This window comes from Vibrio sp. NFR, from assembly GCF_027587095.1.
In the GTDB taxonomy this organism is placed as follows: Bacteria; Pseudomonadota; Gammaproteobacteria; order Enterobacterales; family Vibrionaceae; genus Vibrio; species Vibrio harveyi.
Window position 1 is genome coordinate 45,860 of record NZ_JAPPTN010000019.1, and the last position, 19,637, is coordinate 65,496.

At 46.0% G+C, this 19,637-nt stretch carries 18 protein-coding genes; 4 read left to right on the top strand and 14 right to left on the bottom strand.

All coding sequences use genetic code 11. The features are described 5' to 3' along the window. Positions 1–65: 65 nt before the first annotated feature. Complete coding sequence (locus OH463_RS24390) at positions 66–806, bottom strand: amino acid ABC transporter permease (protein ID WP_005451021.1); 741 nt, start codon at positions 804–806, stop codon at positions 66–68. Positions 807–928: 122 nt separating this feature from the next. Between OH463_RS24390 and OH463_RS24395 the strand changes: the two genes are divergently transcribed. Beyond that, complete coding sequence (locus OH463_RS24395; RefSeq protein WP_009699091.1) at positions 929–1,705, top strand: transporter substrate-binding domain-containing protein; 777 nt, start codon at positions 929–931, stop codon at positions 1,703–1,705. 86 nt (positions 1,706–1,791) lie between these two features. Here the strand turns inward: OH463_RS24395 and punC are convergent, their stop codons facing one another. Further along, entirely contained in the window at positions 1,792–2,997 is a 1,206-nt protein-coding gene (punC, locus tag OH463_RS24400) for a purine nucleoside transporter PunC (protein WP_009699672.1), read from the bottom strand. A 153-nt stretch (positions 2,998–3,150) separates the two neighbouring features. On the opposite strand from punC, the gene punR reads away from it, so the two are divergent. Beyond that, on the top strand, positions 3,151–4,053 hold the full coding sequence (gene punR / locus OH463_RS24405; protein ID WP_005451018.1) for a DNA-binding transcriptional activator PunR: 903 nt from the start codon (positions 3,151–3,153) through the stop codon (positions 4,051–4,053). A gap of 37 nt (positions 4,054–4,090) precedes the next feature. Here the strand turns inward: punR and ilvA are convergent, their stop codons facing one another. The 5 genes from ilvA to ilvG are packed head-to-tail and all read right to left on the bottom strand — an operon-like array spanning position 4,091 to position 10,391. Continuing rightward, on the bottom strand, positions 4,091–5,638 hold the full coding sequence (ilvA, locus tag OH463_RS24410; RefSeq protein WP_005429804.1) for a threonine ammonia-lyase, biosynthetic: 1,548 nt from the start codon (positions 5,636–5,638) through the stop codon (positions 4,091–4,093). Positions 5,639–5,642: 4 nt separating this feature from the next. Further along, positions 5,643–7,484 (bottom strand): dihydroxy-acid dehydratase, encoded by a 1,842-nt coding sequence (gene ilvD / locus OH463_RS24415; protein ID WP_005451017.1) that lies wholly within the window; start codon positions 7,482–7,484, stop codon positions 5,643–5,645. A 13-nt stretch (positions 7,485–7,497) separates the two neighbouring features. Then, on the bottom strand, positions 7,498–8,436 hold the full coding sequence (gene ilvE, locus OH463_RS24420) for a branched-chain-amino-acid transaminase (protein ID WP_005451015.1): 939 nt from the start codon (positions 8,434–8,436) through the stop codon (positions 7,498–7,500). 12 nt (positions 8,437–8,448) lie between these two features. Beyond that, positions 8,449–8,733, bottom strand: coding sequence for an acetolactate synthase 2 small subunit (ilvM, locus tag OH463_RS24425; RefSeq protein WP_005440786.1), 285 nt, complete (start codon positions 8,731–8,733; stop codon positions 8,449–8,451). Positions 8,734–8,744: 11 nt separating this feature from the next. Next, complete coding sequence (gene ilvG / locus OH463_RS24430) at positions 8,745–10,391, bottom strand: acetolactate synthase 2 catalytic subunit (RefSeq protein ID WP_009699088.1); 1,647 nt, start codon at positions 10,389–10,391, stop codon at positions 8,745–8,747. 463 nt (positions 10,392–10,854) lie between these two features. Between ilvG and OH463_RS24435 the strand changes: the two genes are divergently transcribed. After that, a complete protein-coding gene (locus OH463_RS24435; RefSeq protein WP_005451005.1) occupies positions 10,855–12,378 on the top strand; it encodes a YifB family Mg chelatase-like AAA ATPase in 1,524 nt (507 codons plus the stop codon). Positions 12,379–12,380: 2 nt separating this feature from the next. Here the strand turns inward: OH463_RS24435 and OH463_RS24440 are convergent, their stop codons facing one another. Beyond that, positions 12,381–13,214, bottom strand: a complete 834-nt coding sequence (locus OH463_RS24440) for a sensor domain-containing diguanylate cyclase (protein ID WP_005451004.1) — start codon at positions 13,212–13,214, stop codon at positions 12,381–12,383. Between the two features lie 149 nt (positions 13,215–13,363). After that, the gene (locus OH463_RS24445) at positions 13,364–14,320 is read right to left on the bottom strand and encodes a DUF2860 domain-containing protein (RefSeq protein ID WP_017190999.1); all 957 of its coding nucleotides are present in this window, start codon (positions 14,318–14,320) and stop codon (positions 13,364–13,366) included. Positions 14,321–14,484: 164 nt separating this feature from the next. On the opposite strand from OH463_RS24445, the gene OH463_RS24450 reads away from it, so the two are divergent. Continuing rightward, complete coding sequence (locus OH463_RS24450) at positions 14,485–15,363, top strand: acyltransferase (RefSeq protein WP_269992946.1); 879 nt, start codon at positions 14,485–14,487, stop codon at positions 15,361–15,363. Positions 15,364–15,405: 42 nt separating this feature from the next. On the opposite strand, the gene OH463_RS24455 is transcribed toward OH463_RS24450, so the two are convergent. The 5 genes from OH463_RS24455 to OH463_RS24475 form a co-directional block, all read right to left on the bottom strand. Beyond that, on the bottom strand, positions 15,406–16,008 hold the full coding sequence (locus OH463_RS24455) for a thiol:disulfide interchange protein DsbA/DsbL (protein WP_005451000.1): 603 nt from the start codon (positions 16,006–16,008) through the stop codon (positions 15,406–15,408). 34 nt (positions 16,009–16,042) lie between these two features. Then, complete coding sequence (locus OH463_RS24460) at positions 16,043–17,029, bottom strand: serine/threonine protein kinase (protein WP_005450998.1); 987 nt, start codon at positions 17,027–17,029, stop codon at positions 16,043–16,045. Positions 17,030–17,077: 48 nt separating this feature from the next. Next, on the bottom strand, positions 17,078–18,499 hold the full coding sequence (gene ccoG, locus OH463_RS24465) for a cytochrome c oxidase accessory protein CcoG (protein WP_269992947.1): 1,422 nt from the start codon (positions 18,497–18,499) through the stop codon (positions 17,078–17,080). Between the two features lie 312 nt (positions 18,500–18,811). Continuing rightward, positions 18,812–19,078 carry a YihD family protein gene (locus tag OH463_RS24470; protein WP_005450994.1) on the bottom strand — a complete coding sequence of 89 codons (267 nt, stop codon included), beginning with the start codon at positions 19,076–19,078 and terminating at the stop codon, positions 18,812–18,814. A 122-nt stretch (positions 19,079–19,200) separates the two neighbouring features. Further along, positions 19,201–19,368 (bottom strand): hypothetical protein, encoded by a 168-nt coding sequence (locus tag OH463_RS24475; protein WP_005450993.1) that lies wholly within the window; start codon positions 19,366–19,368, stop codon positions 19,201–19,203. Positions 19,369–19,637: the final 269 nt, after the last annotated feature.

The window sequence follows — 19,637 nt, forward strand, 5'->3', positions numbered from 1 at the left end:
CCGAAATAAACCAAAGCCGCTCATCTGAGCGGCTTTGTTGTATCTAGTGTTGTGAAAGGGAGAGTTTAGTGACTCGGAATCGCTATGCGTTTTTCTAGCCAGCGAACCGCTTGAGAGACCAAAAGAATCAGCACCAAATACTCTAAGACGAGAAATGTATAGATCTCTAATGGTAAGTACTCATTCACGACCAATTCATTAGCACGCCTTGTTAAGTCGCTTAGACCGATTACGCTGACTAACGAACTCATCTTAAGGATATAAACGAATTGATTCCCCAGCGGCGGTAAGATTTGGCGAAATGCTTGTGGAAGGATCACTAAGCGCATTTTTTGCCAGTAGTTTAACCCTAATGACTCCGCTGCCTCGTGTTGTCCGCGACTGATGGCTTGGATTCCCCCTCTAAATACTTCCGCCATAAAGGCACTTTCTGCGATAGTTAGCGCAATGACACCTGCCCAAAAGTGGTTTAAGGATACATCGAGTAACGTTGGCATTCCGTAATACACCCACAGCAACAATACCAAAACGGGAATAGAACGGATCACTTCCACATAAACGCGGTTGATCCACTTGAGCACTGGAGAGTCAGAAAGGGCGGGAAGAGCAATGAGCAATCCGATGGTCATTGCAAACAGCATGCTGAGTAGTGACACTTGGATCGTGTCATTAAAACCGGCGACCAAAAACTTGATGTTTGTCAGCCCTTGCTCGGTTGATGGGTCAAGCACATACCAGCCCCACTGATAATCGGAACAACCGGTGAGAAACAGCAGCGAAACTAAGCATAGATGTCGATAGTTCACATTTACTCCCTGAACTGACTAAAAAACTTCCTTTGTTGCTGCTATGTTATCAATGAAGCCGTACTAATGGTTAATAATTAAAGGGAATATCTCCTACCGTCATTCTTTTAAGGGAATAGAAAATGAAAAAAACTTTGCTTGCGCTAGGAATGTGTTTGCTTGCGATAACTCAAGTCGCTCATGCAGAAAGTCGTCTACAAGAGATCTTAGATAAAGGTGTGTTGCGTGTCGGGACGACAGGGGATTGGAATCCGATGACGATGAAAGATCCAGCGACCAATAGCTATCGTGGTTTTGATATCGACGTCACCTCTGAGCTTGCTAAAGATCTTGGTGTTAAGGTGGAATACGTCGCGACCGATTGGAAAACGCTAGTCAATGGCATTACTGCCAACAAATACGATATTACGGGTAGTGCATCATTGAATATGTCACGAGCGAAAGTTGCGGGTTATAGCCAACCGTATTTCTACCTTGCGTTTGTTCCTGTTGTACAAAAGAAAGACTTAGCGAAGTTCTCTGATTGGGCTGACTTTGACAAACCTGATGTAAAAGTGGCGGCTACGCTGGGGACAGTGCAAGAAAAGATGGTCAAAGATTTCTTTCCATCTGCACAACATATTGTGATTGAAGCGCCTGCGCGTGATTTCCAAGAATTATTAGCTCGCCGCGCTGATGTATCGGTAACATCCAATGTAGAAGCGGCAACGTTGGTGACCAAGTTTAAGCAACTGGCGATAGTGCCGGTGAAGGAGCCTCGTAAGCCTACCCCTATTGCGATGCTGCTACCTCAAGATGATCAAGTATGGATTAATTACATCAATCATTGGGTTGAGTTGAAGAAAACTCAAGGCTTCTTTGAGCAAACCGCTGAAAAGTGGGGACTGAAGAGCATGTAAGTTCGTTGCTTATTGTTACTATCACAGAATAAAAGAGCCGCTCAGCAGCGGCTCTTTGTTTTAATTAAGATGACTTTGAATTGAATCTAAAGCTCGTCTTCACTCACTACGCGAGCATTGTCTGGAGTTGTGAAGTGTTTAGATAATTCACGGTTAGACAAGATGTAACCCATCCATAGACCACCCATACAGATGATGATTGCAACACCCGTTACCATCTGAGCTTGGCTTGCCATCGCTGCTACTAGTGCGCTTGATAGGCTGCTCACGGTAATTTGCAGGCTGTTTTGCAAACCAGCTGCGGTTGCAGGGCTTTGCTTCGCACTTGCCAATGCACGGTTTACTACGATTGGGTACAGTGCACCATTCGCTACCGCAATCAAACAGAAAGGCGCTAGGATTGGCCAGATGGAGGTCAATTCCCACTGCGAAGCTACAAAGATAAGCAACGCGGCAACACTGAATAAACCGATCAACTGACGCAGAATTTTTTCATCACCAAATTTGCGAACACCAACTTTACCTAGGTAACCACCCACCATGAAAGCAATGGTTTGTGGGATAAAGCTCAAACCGATGTCTTTTGCTTCGTAGCCGAGTTGAGACATGATTTCTGGCATACCCGTTAGGTAAGCGAAGAAAGCTGCAGATGCCGTTGCAAACATAAACACGTTGCCTAGGTAAGTTTTAGATCCTAGAAGTGCTTTGATGTCAGACGACATGCTGGTTTGTTTTGTTTCTGCCTTGTCATTTTTTTGCGCCATTGTCGCAACGACAAGCAGTACGCCCATCAGTGTCAACGCTACAAAAATGCTGTGCCAACCGAAACTATCTGCGAGCAGTACACCTAACTGAGGTGCTAATGCTGGAGACAGAGCCACCAGTGGCATGATGGTCGCAAAAATCTGTTGGCTACTGCTAGAGTGACGTTTGATCACCATCGCTTGCCAAATAACAGCTGGGGCACAGACACCAATTGCTTGAACAAAGCGCAGTGCTAATAGTTGCCACACTTGCTCACTGAATGCGAGACCGAAGGAAGCAACAGTAAACAGCACTAAACCAGCTGCCAGCGTATTACGGTGCCCAAATTTGTCTGAAGCCAAGCCCCACATCAATTGACCAAAAGCCATACCAACAAGAAATACGGTTAGTGAAAGTGCGATTTGTTCTGGACCTGTTGCAAAGTCGATTTCCATCGCTTTGAACGCAGGTAGGTACATATCGGTCGCAATAAAGCCAAGCATAGACAAGGCTGCAAGGTAAACGAGTTGTAGTTTTGATATTTTCATGATTCAACCAATCAAATTATTTAATCATTTTTTAGTCAATATCAGTTGGCGCCAACCCTGATTTATTTACCTCGCCATTCTATTTTTCGATTTTAAGAAAATAAAACGCTAAAATTATTGGTTATCAATCAAAAATTTTGAAAGGTCGAAATCATGTTCTCCAAGTCTTCACTGGAAATGCTCGATACCGTTGCTCGATTGGGCAGTTTTACTGCGGCTGCTGAAGTGCTGCATAAAGTCCCTTCTGCGATCAGCTACGGTGTTCGTCAAGTAGAGCAAGATCTCGATGTAGTGTTGTTCCGTCGATTACCGAGAAAAGTGGAACTGACACCAGCTGGAGAGCTGTTCATTGAAGAAGCGCGTTTAATGCTACGACAAATGGCTGAAGTGAAAGCGCAAACTCGCCGCGCGGCACATGGTTGGCAGTCAACATTGAAGCTCACACTGGATAACGTGGTTAAGCTCGATAAGCTTAAGCCTTTGGTTGAAGATTTTTATCGTGAGTTTGAATTTGCTGAGCTGCAAATCAACATGGAAGTGTTTAACGGCTCATGGGAAGCGATTGCCCAAGGGCGTGCTGATATTGTCGTCGGTGCAACGTCAGCGATTCCAGTTGGGGGTGATTTTGAAGTAAAAGACATGGGGGTATTGGATTGGGCATTTGTTATGTCACCTGCGCACCCTTGTGTTCGCCAGCAAGTCCTGACAGAAGAGTTTGTGAGTCAATTTCCGGCGATCTGTCTCGATGATACCTCGAACGTGCTGCCAAAACGTCATACTGGTCATTATCCGAAACAGCGTCGTCTGCTGTTACCTAATTGGTATAGCGCGATCGAATGTCTGAAGAATGGAGTAGGAGTCGGTTACATGCCGCGCCATATTGCCATGCCACTGATCCACGATGGTGTGCTAGTGGAAAAAGTCCTGGAGGATGATAAACCGTTGAGCCAATGTTGTTTGGTGTGGCGTAAAGATGACAATCACAAGTTGATTCAATGGATGGTGGATTACTTAGGCACACCAAATAAACTGCATCAGGATTGGCTGCAGTACTAACAAAAAGCCACTTTCAAGGAAAGTGGCTTTGGCGGCTCTAAGACAAGAAAAACTTGTAAGACGGGTTATCTGTTTCGTCTTTGCATTGATAGCCAAGTTCGCGCAAATGCGCAGAAAACTGAGCTAAATCGCTTTCATCTAACTCGAAACCACATAAAACGCGTCCGTAGTCAGCGCCGTGGTTACGGTAGTTGAACAAGCTGATATTCCAATGGGTACCGAGTGTACTCAAGAACTTCAGTAGCGCTCCCGGATATTCTGGAAACTCAAAGCTGTAGAGGCGTTCTTTGAGTGGCTTAGATGGCTTACCACCAATCATGTAGCGTACGTGCAGTTTCGCCATTTCATCATCAGAGAGGTCTACCACAGGGTAACCACCATCACGCAAGTCATGGATGATGTTTTCTAGTTCTTCCTGACCGCCTTGCAAACGCACACCGACAAAGATATTCGCCAGTGCGTCATCGTTGTAACGATAGTTAAACTCCGTTACGGCACGACCGCCAATGAGGTTACAGAACTCAAAGAAGGCACCTTGACGCTCAGGAATGGTGACCGCAAGCAGGCCTTCACGTTTCTCACCAAGCTCGCAGCGTTCAGAAACATAACGCAAACCATGGAAGTTGGTGTTGGCGCCTGACAGTACGGTGCCTAGATTTTTGCCTTCGAGTTTGTTTTGCTCAGCAAACTTCTTTAAGCCCGCTAGAGCAAGCGCGCCCGAAGGTTCTGCGATAGCACGAGTATCTTCAAAGATGTCTTTCACAGCTGCGCAGATTTCATCACTGGAGACTGCGATATGCCCATCAATGTACTTTTGGCACAGACGAAACGTCTCTTCACCAATGCGCTTTACTGCGACGCCATCGGCAAACATGCTGACTTGATCTAACACGACTGGCTCACCAGCATCCAAAGCTGCTTTTAAGCATGAAGAGTCTTCTGGCTCGACCGCAATTACTTTGATTTCTGGCATCAACTGCTTCACAAGCACCGCTACGCCTGCGGCTAAACCGCCACCACCAACAGGTACGAAGATGTAATCCAGGTGGCCATTTTGCTGCAGCATTTCCATGCCGATAGTACCTTGACCAGCAATCACCAGTGGATGATCGAATGGTGGGACAAAGGTATAACCGTTTAACTCGGATAGGCGCTCAGCTTCCGCTTTTGCTTCATCAAAATTACTGCCATGCAGTACCACGTTGCCACCAAACCCGCGTACCGCATCGACTTTGATATCTGGTGTGGTTTTTGGCATCACAATGGTGGTTTTTATGCCTAGCTTTGTACCCGAAAGCGCCATGCCTTGGGCGTGATTACCTGCGGATGCAGCAATGACACCAGCGGCTTTTTGTGCTTCAGACAGGCTTGCCACCATGTTGTAAGCGCCGCGCAGTTTGAACGAGTGTACGGGCTGGCGATCTTCGCGTTTGATTTGCACATTGTTACCAATGCGTGCAGCAAGGCGAGGCATTTCTTGTAATGGGGTGACTGTTGCAACTTCATACACAGGAGCTCGCAAGATCTGGCGCAGATAATCTGCACCAGATTGGTTTTCCTGTTTTAAGGGAAAGGGTTGACTCATAAAGCTAGCCCTCGAGCTTAGATTTGTCTCGTACTGCACCTTTGTCAGCACTGGTCGCCATACTTGCGTAAGCTTTGAGTGCAAATGAAACTTCACGTTGGCGGTCAACAGGTTTCCAGCCTAGTTCGTCTTGTTTTGCACGTCGCTCAGCAAGCTCTTGTTCAGATACTTGGAGTGAAATTGAACGGTTTGGAATATCAATTGCGATCATATCGCCTTCTTTTACCAGACCAATCGCACCGCCATTTGCCGCTTCAGGAGAGGCGTGACCAATAGACAGACCTGATGTACCACCAGAGAATCGACCGTCAGTCAGAAGTGCACACTCTTTACCGAGTCCCATCGATTTCAAGTAAGTGGTTGGGTACAGCATTTCTTGCATGCCCGGACCACCTTTAGGGCCTTCGTAGCGGATAATTACCACGTCGCCCGCTTTAACTTTTCCGCCTAAGATGCCTTCAACGGCGTCTTCTTGGCTCTCGAAAACCACGGCAGGACCAGTGAACTTAAGAATGCTTTCATCAACGCCAGCGGTCTTAACGATACAGCCATCAAGTGCGATATTGCCAGATAGAACAGCTAGACCACCTTCTTGGCTGAAAGCATTGTCTTTGGCACGAATACAACCTTCAGCGCGGTCATCATCAAGTCGATCCCAGCGACAATCTTGTGAGAATGCTTGTGTAGTACGAATACCTGCAGGACCTGCGCGGTAGAACTTGAGTACTTCTTCGTCTTCAGTTTGGATGATGTCGTATTTTGCGAGCTGCTCTTTCATGGAAAGACCAAGTACGGTGCGCGCATCATTGTGCAGTAGACCTGCACGGTCAAGCTCACCAAGGATAGCCATTACACCACCAGCGCGGTGCACGTCTTCCATGTGATATTTCTGAGTGGACGGTGCGACTTTACACAGGTGCGGTACTTGGCGAGACAGGCGATCGATATCTTCCATATCAAAATCAACTTCGCCTTCTTGCGCTGCTGCCAATAAGTGCAAAATCGTATTGGTTGAGCCACCCATTGCGATGTCCAGTGCCATAGCATTTTCAAAGGCATCAAAGGTTGCGATGTTGCGTGGCAATGCGGATTCGTCATCTTGCTCGTAGTAACGACGAGTCAGTTCAACAATGCGTCGACCCGCGTTAAGGAATAGCTGTTCACGGTCTGCGTGAGTCGCCAACATAGAACCGTTGCCTGGCTGAGAAAGACCGAGTGCTTCAGTTAAACAGTTCATCGAGTTTGCGGTAAACATGCCTGAACACGATCCACACGTTGGGCATGCACTGCGCTCGATCTGTTCGCTTTGTTCATCAGAAACTTTTGGATCTGCGCCCTGGATCATTGCATCAACAAGGTCTAGCTTGATGATCTGATCGGAAAGCTTGGTTTTACCCGCTTCCATTGGACCACCAGAAACAAAGATAACAGGAATGTTGAGACGCATTGATGCCATCAACATTCCCGGAGTGATTTTGTCACAGTTAGAGATACACACCATAGCATCGGCACAGTGTGCGTTTACCATGTACTCAACGGAGTCTGCGATAAGTTCGCGTGAAGGCAATGAGTACAGCATGCCACCGTGACCCATTGCGATACCATCATCAACGGCGATGGTGTTGAATTCTTTTGCGATACCGCCAGCTTTTTCGATTTCGCGTGCTACAAGCTGACCCATATCTTTCAGGTGTACGTGACCCGGAACAAACTGAGTAAATGAGTTTACTACTGCGATGATTGGTTTACCGAAGTCTTCTTCTTTGACGCCAGTGGCACGCCACAATGCACGTGCTCCCGCCATGTTACGACCATGTGTGGTGGTTGCTGATCTATATTTTGGCATTTCCTAATCCTTCTTACTTCTGTTCTGGGTACACATAGTCTAACCAGCCCCACTTATCTTCCGTGGTGCCGTTAAATAGGCCGAAATAGGCCGCTTGTAGTTCTTTGGTGATAGGACCGCGCTTACCGCTGCCTACTTCAATTTTGTCGATGGTTGCAACAGGCACGACTTCAGCGGCTGTGCCTGTCATGAAGACTTCGTCAGCAAGGTAAAGGGCTTCACGAGCAATGTTTGCTTCACGAACTTCATAGCCTTTATCACGCGCAATGGTCATGATTGAATCGCGAGTGATGCCTGGCAGAATAGCGCTGGTTGCTGGTGGTGTTGTGATGACGCCATCTTTGATAACAAAGATGTTTTCACCTGCGCCTTCCGATAAGTAACCATCTACGCTGAGAGCGATGCCTTCATCATAACCGTGACGACGAGCTTCACCGCCAACGAGCAGTGAAGATAGGTAGTTACCACCTGCTTTCGCTGCGGTAGGGATAGTATTTGGTGCTGCACGGTTCCAGCTTGAAATCATCGCATCAACACCTTTCTCTAACGCTTCTTCACCTAGGTAAGACCCCCAAGGGAAAGCCGCAATGATCAGATCCATTTCAGTGCCAACAGGCGGGCAAACACCCAAGCCAACATTGCCCACAAAGCCCAATGGACGAATGTAAGCACTGTCGAGCTTGTTCTGGCGAAGGGTTTCACGTGTTGCTTCCATAATTTCTTCCACAGAGTATGGAATCGGGAAGCGGTAAATCTTGGCTGAATCTTTTAGACGTTGCGCATGTTCACGGTGACGGAAGACAATTGGTCCTTTTGGCGTGTTGTAACAGCGTACGCCTTCAAAAACAGAGGTGCCGTAATGCATTGCGTGAGTAAGAACGTGAACGTTCGCTTCAGCCCACGGGAGCATCTCACCATTAAACCAAATGTAATCTGCAGTTTTCGTTGCCATTTATTGCCTTCCTTATGCACTTACGTGTTGTTGTAAGTTGTGATTTGGGAGTTCATCGTTGCGGATCTTAAGTACTTCTACGGTACGAATATCCCACAACTTCTCAATTTGATTGACCAAGAACGAGATAGGTCGATCGCTGTCGACGATGATCTCTACGCTGGCTACTTTGCTTTCATGGTTTTGGGTAGCTGCGACTTGTTTGATCACAAAGCCTCGGTGACGAATCACACGAAGAACGCGCTCTAACAGTACCGGTTTGTCGTCGGCTTTGATGTCGAGTAAATATCTGTCCATGTGATTGCCTCTTAAGTGTTTTCCAACATGTCACTATTTGATGCACCTGGCGGTACAAGTGGCCACACGTTTTCTTCCTCATCGATTAAAACGTGAAGCATGTAAGAAGTCTTACTTTCTAGCATCTCTTTGAGAGCCGGTTCGACTTCTTCTTTCTTGGTGATGGTCTTGCCCGGGATATCGAAGGCTTTTGCAAGCATCACGAAATCTGGGTTGTCATCAAGAATGGTTTCGCTATGACGACCGTCGAAGAATAGCGACTGCCATTGGCGAACCATGCCAAGACGTTGGTTGTTAAGAAGGACTATCTTCACTGGAATCTGACGACGCTTTAGCGTGCCCAACTCCTGCACGTTCATCATAAATGAACCGTCACCTGTAATAAGGATAGACTGATCATCAGGACGTGCGACCGCGGCACCCATTGCGGCTGGCAGACCAAAACCCATGGTGCCAAGACCGGCCGAAGTGATGAAGTTTTGTGGATCGCGTGGTTGGATATGTTGTGCTGCCCACATCTGGTGCTGACCGACGTCGGTCGACACAATTGAGCTATCCGGCATCATGTCAGACAGTTGTTTGAGTAGTAGCGGTGCGTAGATCAACTCGCCTGGGTGGTCGTAACGCCATTTGAATCCGCTACGCAGACTTTCGCTGTGATGCACCCAAGGGGAGATATCTTGAGTCAGTTCTAGTTGAGGAAGAATCTTGCTGATTTCACCGCGAAGTGGTGCATTAGCATGGCGAAGCTTGTGAATTTCGGCTGCATCGATATCGATATGAATCACTTTGGCATGCGGCGCAAAGGTATCGAGTTTGCCCGTCACACGATCATCAAAACGAGCCCCAACCACAATCAAAAGGTCAGATTCTTGAACTACTAGGTTCGCAGCTTTAGTGCCGTGCATACCCAGCATACCTAAATAGTGTGGGTCATGACGTTCAATGGTGCCCAAGCCTTTCAGCGTGCTGACCGCTGGCATTGGGTTTAACCGTAGAAACTCGCGTACTGCATCTGTCGCTTTGGCAATCTGTACACCGCCGCCGACGTATAAAACTGGGCGAGTTGAAGCGGCAAGTACTTCTTGTGCGCGCTGGATATCGGCGTCACTTGCTAATGGAGGGGCTGGTGGAACAAAAGGAGGCAGAAGTTCTATGGGTGCTTGGGCAAGCTGAACGTCTTTGGCGATATCGACAATCACTGGACCTGGTCGACCTGTTTTTGCAACTTCGAACGCTTCGGCAAGTGTTGGAGCAAGGTCTTCAATGTCGGTCACTAGGTAGCTGTGTTTGGTACAAGCTAGGGACATACCAATCACATCCATTTCTTGGAATGCATCGGTACCGATATGAGAGCTAGCAACCTGACCTGTGATGGCTACTAGAGGAACGGAATCGAGAAAGGCATCGGCAAGACCAGTAACAAGGTTAGTGGCTCCTGGTCCGGAAGTTGCCATACAAACCGCAACGTCTTGTGTTGCGCGGGCCATCCCTATGGCGGCCATGGCAGCTCCTTGTTCATGACGACATAAGATGTGTTCCACACCTCCGTCATACAAGGCATCGTAGATCGGCATGATGGCTCCACCCGGATACCCAAACACCGTTTCGATGCCTTGCTGCCTTAAAGCGGCTACGACTAGTTCTGCACCGGTCATCGTAAACCTCCTTTGCTACGTTGTGGCTCGTAGCTATCGCCATGTGTTTTGCACTTCATGTGCACTCCCATTCTTCCCGTTAAGCTGTCTGAGGGTTAGACAGATGACAACTTGTAGTTGTAAAAAAACCCCCGGACTTTTCAGTGCGGGGGTTTTTCGTAATTTGTGGTTATCTTTCGCCCACAATACCCCGCGCGGTGCCAATAATGACCACGATAATCAGGGCTAGCAGTGAGTTGTTGTGAGCGAATAAGTTCATCTGTCTGTCGTTCTTTTTTTCGTTAAAAAGTAGTGTGTAATGTTCTACGAAAATGTTTGCGTCACTAGTGGTAACACACAAATCTGCTGCATGACAAGCAAAAAGTCATTCTTTTTTCACATTAAGTACCATTCTGGACAGGCTATATAACATATCCATATAGAAAACATCTGGTTATATAACGAACAAAAATTTGAGGAAATTATGGGGCTGGCAATCATTCATAGTCGAGCAAGTGTGGGTGTGCAAGCGCCGTCGGTAAGCGTGGAAGTCCACATCAGCAATGGGATGCCGGGGTTTACGCTGGTGGGTCTACCGGAAACCACAGTAAAAGAATCGAAAGATCGTGTCCGAAGTGCGATCGTTAATTCCAACTTTCAGTTCCCAGCAAAACGAATTACGGTCAATTTGGCTCCTGCTGACTTGCCCAAAGAAGGTGGGCGCTTTGATCTGCCGATTGCATTAGGGATTTTGGCTGCTTCAGAACAAATCGCGACAGATAAGCTCAAAAACTACGAATTTGTTGGTGAATTAGCCCTTTCTGGAGGGCTGAGACCTGTAAAAGGCGTGCTACCTGCTGCGTTGGCTGCGAACAAAAAACAGCGTCGTTTAGTGGTGCCTCATGCGAATGGTGATCAAGCGGCATTAGTGGGGAAAGAGCAGCATAAATCAGCCCAATCGTTACTGGAAGTGTGTGCTGAGCTTTGTGGTCAGCATCAATTGAATTTATATCAAACCCCGAAGAAAAAAGAGACCAAAACGCACGGTCGTGATTTACAAGACATCATTGGTCAACAACAAGGTAAACGCGCTTTAGAAATTGCTGCGGCTGGCAATCACAACCTACTTTTTCTTGGTCCTCCAGGTACAGGTAAAACCATGTTGGCATCACGGCTATGTGATTTATTGCCAGAGATGAGCGATGAAGAAGCCATGGAAACCGCTTCTGTGGCGTCGCTGACTCAAAGTGAAATCAATGAACACAATTGGAAGACGCGACCGTTCCGCGCTCCGCACCATTCCAGCTCAATGGCTGCTTTAGTCGGAGGTGGCTCAGTACCAAGACCGGGCGAGATATCTCTAGCCCATAATGGGTTGTTGTTTTTAGATGAGATGCCGGAGTTTGACCGTAAGGTGCTCGATTCTTTGCGAGAGCCTTTGGAGTCAGGAGAAATTATTATCTCTAGAGCGCAAGGTAAAACGCGCTTTCCTGCTCGATTCCAATTGGTTGGTGCATTAAACCCCAGTCCGACAGGATATTATGAAGGGAATCAAGCACGGACGAATCCACAAGCTATTTTGCGCTACCTTGGACGTTTATCAGGTCCGCTTCTAGATCGTTTTGACATGTCGCTGGAAATTCCTGCTTTGCCGAAAGGCACATTATCTGAAGGGGGCGATCGAGGGGAACCAACAGCGGCGGTCAAGGAACGAGTAAATCAAGCACGCAATGATATGCTCAATCGCAGCGGTAAGGTTAATGCACTGTTGGGCAGTCGAGAGATTGAAGCGTTTTGCCCGCTACAAAAAAGCGATGCCGAGTTTCTAGAGAACGCTTTGCACCGCTTGGGATTGTCGATTCGCGCGTATCACCGCATCATCAAAGTTGCGCGTACTATCGCTGATCTGGAAGGTTCACCACAAATTGAACGAACTCACCTTGCTGAAGCATTGGGGTATCGAGCGATGGATAGATTACTCAAACAGTTGACGGCGCAGGCAGTATAAATTTAAGCCTGCTTTCGGTTGCGTTTATCTTGGTAGAGTGCTTGGTCAGCACGCTCGATACATTGCTCAAGACTCCCTTGGCACTCCACCAAGCCAAAACTGAATGAGATACCATGTAGATGGATATCATTTTCTACAAATTGGCGAATATTCAACAGGATGTCTTGAGCACTGGATAATGGCATGCAATCAAATAGGACGACAAACTCATCACCACCAACCCGGTAGAGCGTGCCATTCTCTCCCAGTTTTTGCATCATTAAGGTGGCAAAGTCGATCAGTACTTTATCTCCAATAGCATGACCATAAGTGTCGTTAACTTGCTTGAATTTATCCAAATCAAGATAAGCCACAACGCAGCAGTCACAGCCCTTTTGTATGGCTGACATCAACGCTTTTTTATTTAATGCACCTGTTAGGTGATCGTAATGCAGGCTTTGTTTTAACTGGTTTTGTTCTTCGATACGCGCTGTTATATCCCATGCCATCAATACGATATGACGCTCACCATTAACTTCGGTAAGGTAGCGCATCGATTCAAAGTGGTGATTTTGAAAGGTTTCAATATCCACTCGCATCGGGGCTTTGCTGTCGATCAAAGCTTGGTCGTTGCGTTTGCATTGAAGTAACAGATCTCGTAGGTCTTCGTTATCACAATCTGTGATCATGTTGTCTAAGCTGATGCCGAGAATGTCTTCTTCGAAGAAAGCACGGTAGCGCTGGTTGAGGGCGACATGTTCACCTGTCTCTTTTCGCACAGCGATAAAACCCGGAAAGTTCTTGGAAAGAACGCTCATTAAGTTTTGTTCGGAAGCGTATTGAGGATCGATGTGCATGTATGGCTCTCGCAAATAATAAATAGGGCGCATATTATCCACAAGAGCGTTCGATTGGCTATTGTTTGAGCAATGAATTGTTTTTATTGTGACGATCAGTCCATTTTATACTCGCAGCAAATGGATCCCATTTACTGCGAGAATCGATCTTAGAAGTTGTAGTTCATACCAACTGAAACTAAATATTCTTTCTCATCGTAGAAAGTGATATTCGAATCGGTATTGCTGTAGCCAGCCAGAGAAATGAACGACCAGTTTTGCCAATCGAATACATTTTCGTATTCGTATGCCGCAAACAGACTTAATGTGTCGTCGCTACGTGTTTTACCAAACGTGTTGCTTGCTGATTGGTAGTCTTTCATTGTGTAGCCAGCGGTTAAGGCAAAGCGGTGACGGTTCATAAATTGGAACCAGCTTAAGTCTAAACCATATGAATCAAATGACTCGGCATCACCAACGGCATCTTGATTAATGTAGGTTAAAGCAGGTTGTAGCATTGATGTGCGACTCAACGGGATACGATAATCGCCTTTTACGTAATATACTTTCGCGTCACGGGCTAAAGTGCGGTCAGTGACTTCATCTTTTTCCACGTCTTTGTCTGCGTATGCCAAATCAAGATTAAAGTTGTCATCTAAGAAGCGTTTGATTTGGAAGCGGTATGCGTTGCCACCTTCGTCAGTGGTTTGTCTTGCAGAGCCTGTTTTATATGGGTTGCGCCACGTTTCTCCTTTTAAAACGGTAGGAAGGTAAGAGACATCTAATATTGTGCCCGATGGCAATTGATACTGATATCCTAACTGGAACGCTAAAGTACCCACTGCAATATCGGCACGCGTAGTACCAACGTATACTTGCTGGTTGAGTTTGCTACCAAATGTATAAGCGATGTTGCCTAATGGCGCAGCAATAAAGGAGCTATCACTCTCAGCGCTTTGATCGAGAGAGTTGATGGTGCTGCTATTATCGGTATTGAAATGAGATTCTGATGAAACGAAGCCTGCATTGAGCGAAATTTCACCGCTAAAACCTGCTGTTTCAGCAAGTTGAGCCTGAGCTGTACTGACGATAAGAGCCAAAGGCAGTAAGGTTAGCCTTGGATTCATTCGCTTTCTCCTTGTTTGTCGAATGAAGAATGTTAGTTGAGCATTGGTCCGGTTTTACAGTGAAACAAATCTGACCATTATTACAAATATTCCAATGTGGCAACGGATTCGTATAATTACACGCTGTTTTATTGTTCACGTACACTAGTTACTGATTGGTTACCATGTTGGCATATTTGTTACTCATTTTTAACGCTTCTTTTGTGATTATAAATTCTGCGATTTGTTCCATCGCTATTTGTATCATTGCCATTTTTAAGCTTTTGCTTCCAACAGCAAAGCTCAAAGCCAAGGGTACCGAAGCTGCAAACAAAATGATGTGGGTTTGGGCTACAGTCAATGCAGGCATCCTTGCTTTGTTTAATCGCGTTGAATGGGATGTTCAAGGCGGAGAAAACTTAAAGAAAGATGGTTGGTACCTACTGATCAGTAATCATCTTAGTTGGACTGATATTGTTGTACTGTGCTGCGTATTTAAAGATCGCATCCCTATGCCTAAATTTTTCCTAAAACAACAGCTACTTTACGTGCCTTTTATTGGTATGGCTTGTTGGGCATTAGATATGCCATTTATGCGTCGCTATTCTCGTGAATATCTGCTCCGTAATCCACATAAACGTGGACAAGATTTGCAAACGACGCGCCGCTCTTGCGCCAAGTTTAAACATACACCAACTACAGTAGTGAATTACGTGGAAGGAACGCGTTTTACACAAGAGAAGCAACGTAAAAGTCGAGCGGGTTATCAATATTTGTTGCAGCCAAAATCAGGTGGTATTGCTTATACGTTAGCGGCAATGGGTGAGCAATTTGAGAACATCATTGATGTGACCTTGGCATATCCAGATAATACGGAGAAGCCATTTAAAAATATTCTTATGGGGCGTATGACCAAGATTGTCGTGCGTGTGAAAGTGCTTCCTGTCGACGAACGTGTATTGGGCGATTATTTTAATGACAAGCCGTATAAACGCCAGTTCCAACAATGGCTTGGTGATGTTTGGCAGGAGAAAGATCAACTGCTGCAAGAAATACACAAATAAAGAAGGGGAGCACATTGCTCCCCTTTCTTGTTTTTGCTCAGATTACTTAAGCGTTAGCAAGTAGTTTACTAGTGCAAAGTACTCGTCCATTGACTTAATGCCTTGCGCTTGAACTAGGTACTTATTGTTAACGATAACTGCAGGAACGCCTGTTAGACCGCTGTTTTCAAATTGCTTGTCCATACGGCGAACCATTGAATCGACTGCGAAACCTTTGAATGCTGCGTCGAATTTTTTCGCGTCCACACCTTCGTCTAGGAAGATTTGACGAATTTCAGCATCGTCACGTGGTGGCTTACGCATGTTGTGGATACGGTTAAACATCACAGGCACCATCTTATCTTCTACTTTTAGAGCAACCATGGTCGCGTATGCTTTGCTCATTGAAGGCCCCATGTTTCCGCCCATGAAGGATACGTGGTTCTTCTGTAGCTTTACGCCTTCAGGTAGCTTTTGTTTCAGCTGCTGAATGATAGGCTCGAATGAATGACAGTGTGGGCAGTAGAAAGAGAAGAACTCAGTCACGACAGGCTTTTTCGATGCCTCTAGATCCAATACTTTGTAATGTTCACCTTCTTTGAATTGCGCTGCATGTGCCGACAGGCTTAGCATCAGCATAGAAAACAGTGCGAACAGCTTTTTCATTTAAATATCTCCATTTTGAATTGTTCGGCCTGACTTACCATTGAGGCATTAAAGACAGTGGTGCTTCTTCTAAGTTGGCAATCTGCTCTTTAAATGCAAGGACCTGACCTTCCCAGTATTTTGGCTCATTGAACCATGGAAAAGCGAGCGGAAATGCCGGGTCATGCCAACGTTTTGCTAGCCATGCCATATAGTGCACCATTCGTAGACCGCGAAGTGGTTCGATTAGTTTCAATTCTGCCGAGTTAAAGTCACAAAACTCCTGATAAGCTTCTAAGACGATATCCAACTGCATTAGTTTATCTTGGCGCTCACCATTGAGTAGCATCCATAAGTCTTGCACTGCTGGACCATTACGTGAGTCATCCAAATCGACAAACATGGGACCATCGCGCCATAAGATGTTGCCCGGATGGCAATCTCCGTGTAGGCGAATGGTATTGAAACCATCCTGCCAGTGGCTTTCAATCGATTTGATTAACATGTCTAAATCGTTGAAGAAGCTGTTCTCTAAATGCATTGGGATCATGTTAGCGTTTTGCAGAATCTTTCTTGGCTGATAAAGATATTCTTGCAAGCCAATCGTTGGGCGATGCTGGAAGGCTTGGCGGCTGCCTACTTTGTGGATTCGCCCTAAAAAACGACCCACACCTTCGAGCTGATCTAAGTTGTCGACTTCATATTGACGACCTCCCACACTCTCAAATAAAGCAAAGCCGTAGCCTTGGTAATGGTGTAGGGTGTGTCCGTTGATGCGCACGGGTGGAGCAACTGGGATTTCGTTGTCGATCAATTCAAGGGTAAAGTCATGTTCTTCTTGAATTTGTTCATTGCTCCAGCGCTCAGGACGGTAGAACTTCACCACATAGCGCTTGCGTTCTTCATCGGTGAACTGGTAAACGCGGTTTTCGTAGCTGTTGAGAGCGAGAAATCCAGATTCCGCTCGAATACCGATGCTCTCTAACGCGTACCACATAAAGTCTGGCGTGAGGGCATCAAAGTTGAAGGTGCCTTGGGACATATAAATAAAAAGGCTCATTGCTGAGCCTTTTTCCATTAATCATCGAAGTTATAGCTTCTTGATAAATCGACTTTCCACTTCGATAGTGAATTCGTTGCTCTTATCGGTGAGTATAAACTGAATTGTTGTGATCGCAGAGTTTAGCTTGTCAGGATCTGCGCCAAGGCTCATTGGTAAGTTTAATACTTCTCCTGGTTCAACTTGAATGGTTTGTTTGCCATACCAGCTGACATCACTCAAACCTTCGACGTTCAAGTCGTACTCTTGAACTTGTTGGGTCTTGTTGATCACTTTTAAGGTATAGGTGTTTTCTACTTCGCCAGAGCTGTTAACGCGGAACAATTGGTTACGGTCACGCAGCACGCTCATGCCTGCTGGATCAACCGATGCCACTTGTAAGAAGAACAAGCCAATCATGACCAACAGTACCGCACCATAACCAAGCAGTTTTGGACGCATGACTTTGGTACTCTTACCTGAGAGACGATGTTCGGTGGTGTAGTTGATCAGACCTTTCTCGTAACCCATGCGCTCCATGGTGTTGTCACATGCATCAATACACGCGCCACAGTTGATACACTCATACTGCAAGCCATCCCGGATATCGATACCAGTCGGACATACCTGAACACACAGATCACAATCGATACAGTCACCTAAACCAAGTTGCTTTGGATCGACTTTGCGTGAACGAGGACCACGTTTTTCACCACGTTTGGTGTCGTAACCCACGATGAAGGTGTCTTTATCGAACATAGCCGATTGGAAACGCGCATAAGGGCACATGTGAATACACATAATAGAGCGCATCCAGCCAGCGTTACCGTAAGTACAAATAGCAAAAAACATTACCCAAAATACGGGCCAAAAGTTGGCATTAAAGGTGAAAAAGTCGACGACTAATTGCTTCATGGGTACGAAATAGCCAACAAAGGTAAAGCCTGTCGCAAGAGCTATCGCAAACCACGCAATGTGTTTGAGGGTTTTGCGCATGGCTAAATTTGCAGTCAGCTTATTGGAGTCCTGCTTTCGGCGTTTATTTGCACTGCCTTCGAGCTTCTCTTCAAACCAAATATAGATGAAGGTCCACACGGTTTGCGGGCACAAGTAGCCACACCAAACCCGCCCCAAGAAGGTGGTGATAAAGAACAGCCCAAACGCTGCTATTACAAACAGCAGTGCGAGTAGGGTAAGGTCTTGTGGATACAGCGTTGTGCCGAAAAAGTTGAACTGCTGGTTACCGATGTCCAGCAAAATGGCTTGGCGCTCGCCGTAAGGAATCCATGGTACCAATGCAAACAGCAACAATAAAAACCAACCGCCGTAGCGACGGAGTTTCTGAAAGGTGCCTTTACTTTCTCGAACATAGATTCGATTACTTGGGTTGAAACGATCCCCTTTCCCTTTGTGGGTTTTCGGGTTAAAGGTTTTTGGAGTCACATCTTTGATATCAATCTTATCCTGACTCATGCACACATCCTTCTTTAGGCTTTTTATAATGTACGGCGACACTTCTAGTGATGTCGCTCGATGACATTGCTGCTTCGTCCATGCCATGATTCATGGCTGAACATAATTATTTTAGTAAATACTGATGAACGGCGATTATACAATCAATAACAATTCCGTTTCTTTAACGCAGTCAACGTTTAACAACAAAAGTCAGTACAGTTAACCTAATAAATGACTGAACAGTTATAACCACCTTTTTAAACTGTTTGATTTAGTTATAAAAAAAGCGACTCAAATGAGTCGCTTATCAATGCTTGGGTGTTGAGCGGTTTACTTGATGATACCGCGTGCGCGTAGGATTGCTGTCTTGAAATCATCTTCTTGGTCTTTCTTAAGACCTGGGATCATTTCATCTTTGCCGCTGTTGCGCATTTTTAGGTGGTAGATCAACACGTCGTCGGTGAGATCTTCCAGTTTGCCTTCATAGCCAGCTTCATTTGCTAGCTTTAGGATGAACTGCAGCAGGTTCATTTCTTGGTCTTTATGCCACTCAGGCTCTAGAAGCTCAAGCAACTCTTCAATACGATGACACTTCATTTCTTTCTCCACAGAATTTATAGGTGTTATTTGCTACTAAAGGTATCAAATTGCTTGGCGAACACCAAATAGGAAAGGTAGGGGAGCAAAGAAAAAAGCGCGGTGATTGCCGCGCTTTTTAATTAAGCTGCTTTGATAACTTTGTTTGGAACACTTGGCATAACCGCTGTCTTCTCAACCAGAGTCATTGCTGGCGCAACTTGTTTTGCCTTTGGCGCAGTAGTGAAACCACTGCGACGGCGCATTGCACTACGATTAGTATGTGCGAACCTGACTGTTGTTGGGCGCATTTAGATACCTAACTGCCAGGCATATCCATTGCCGATGTAATGGCCTGATTCATTATGAGTTGAGCTTCAACTGCTTGAAGGGTGGCTCTTCTGGCTCTCGCCAATCCAAATAATGCATCAGGAATAACGATATGCATGCATATCATGTATAGGTTAGCACTCCTGCTATAATTGGTCGATAGTTGAGCAGTTGAATTGTATGGATTTTATGGTTTTCTGTGCGAAATCGAGACGAAAATTTGTTTTGATCCCATGATCAGCAGTAGTAG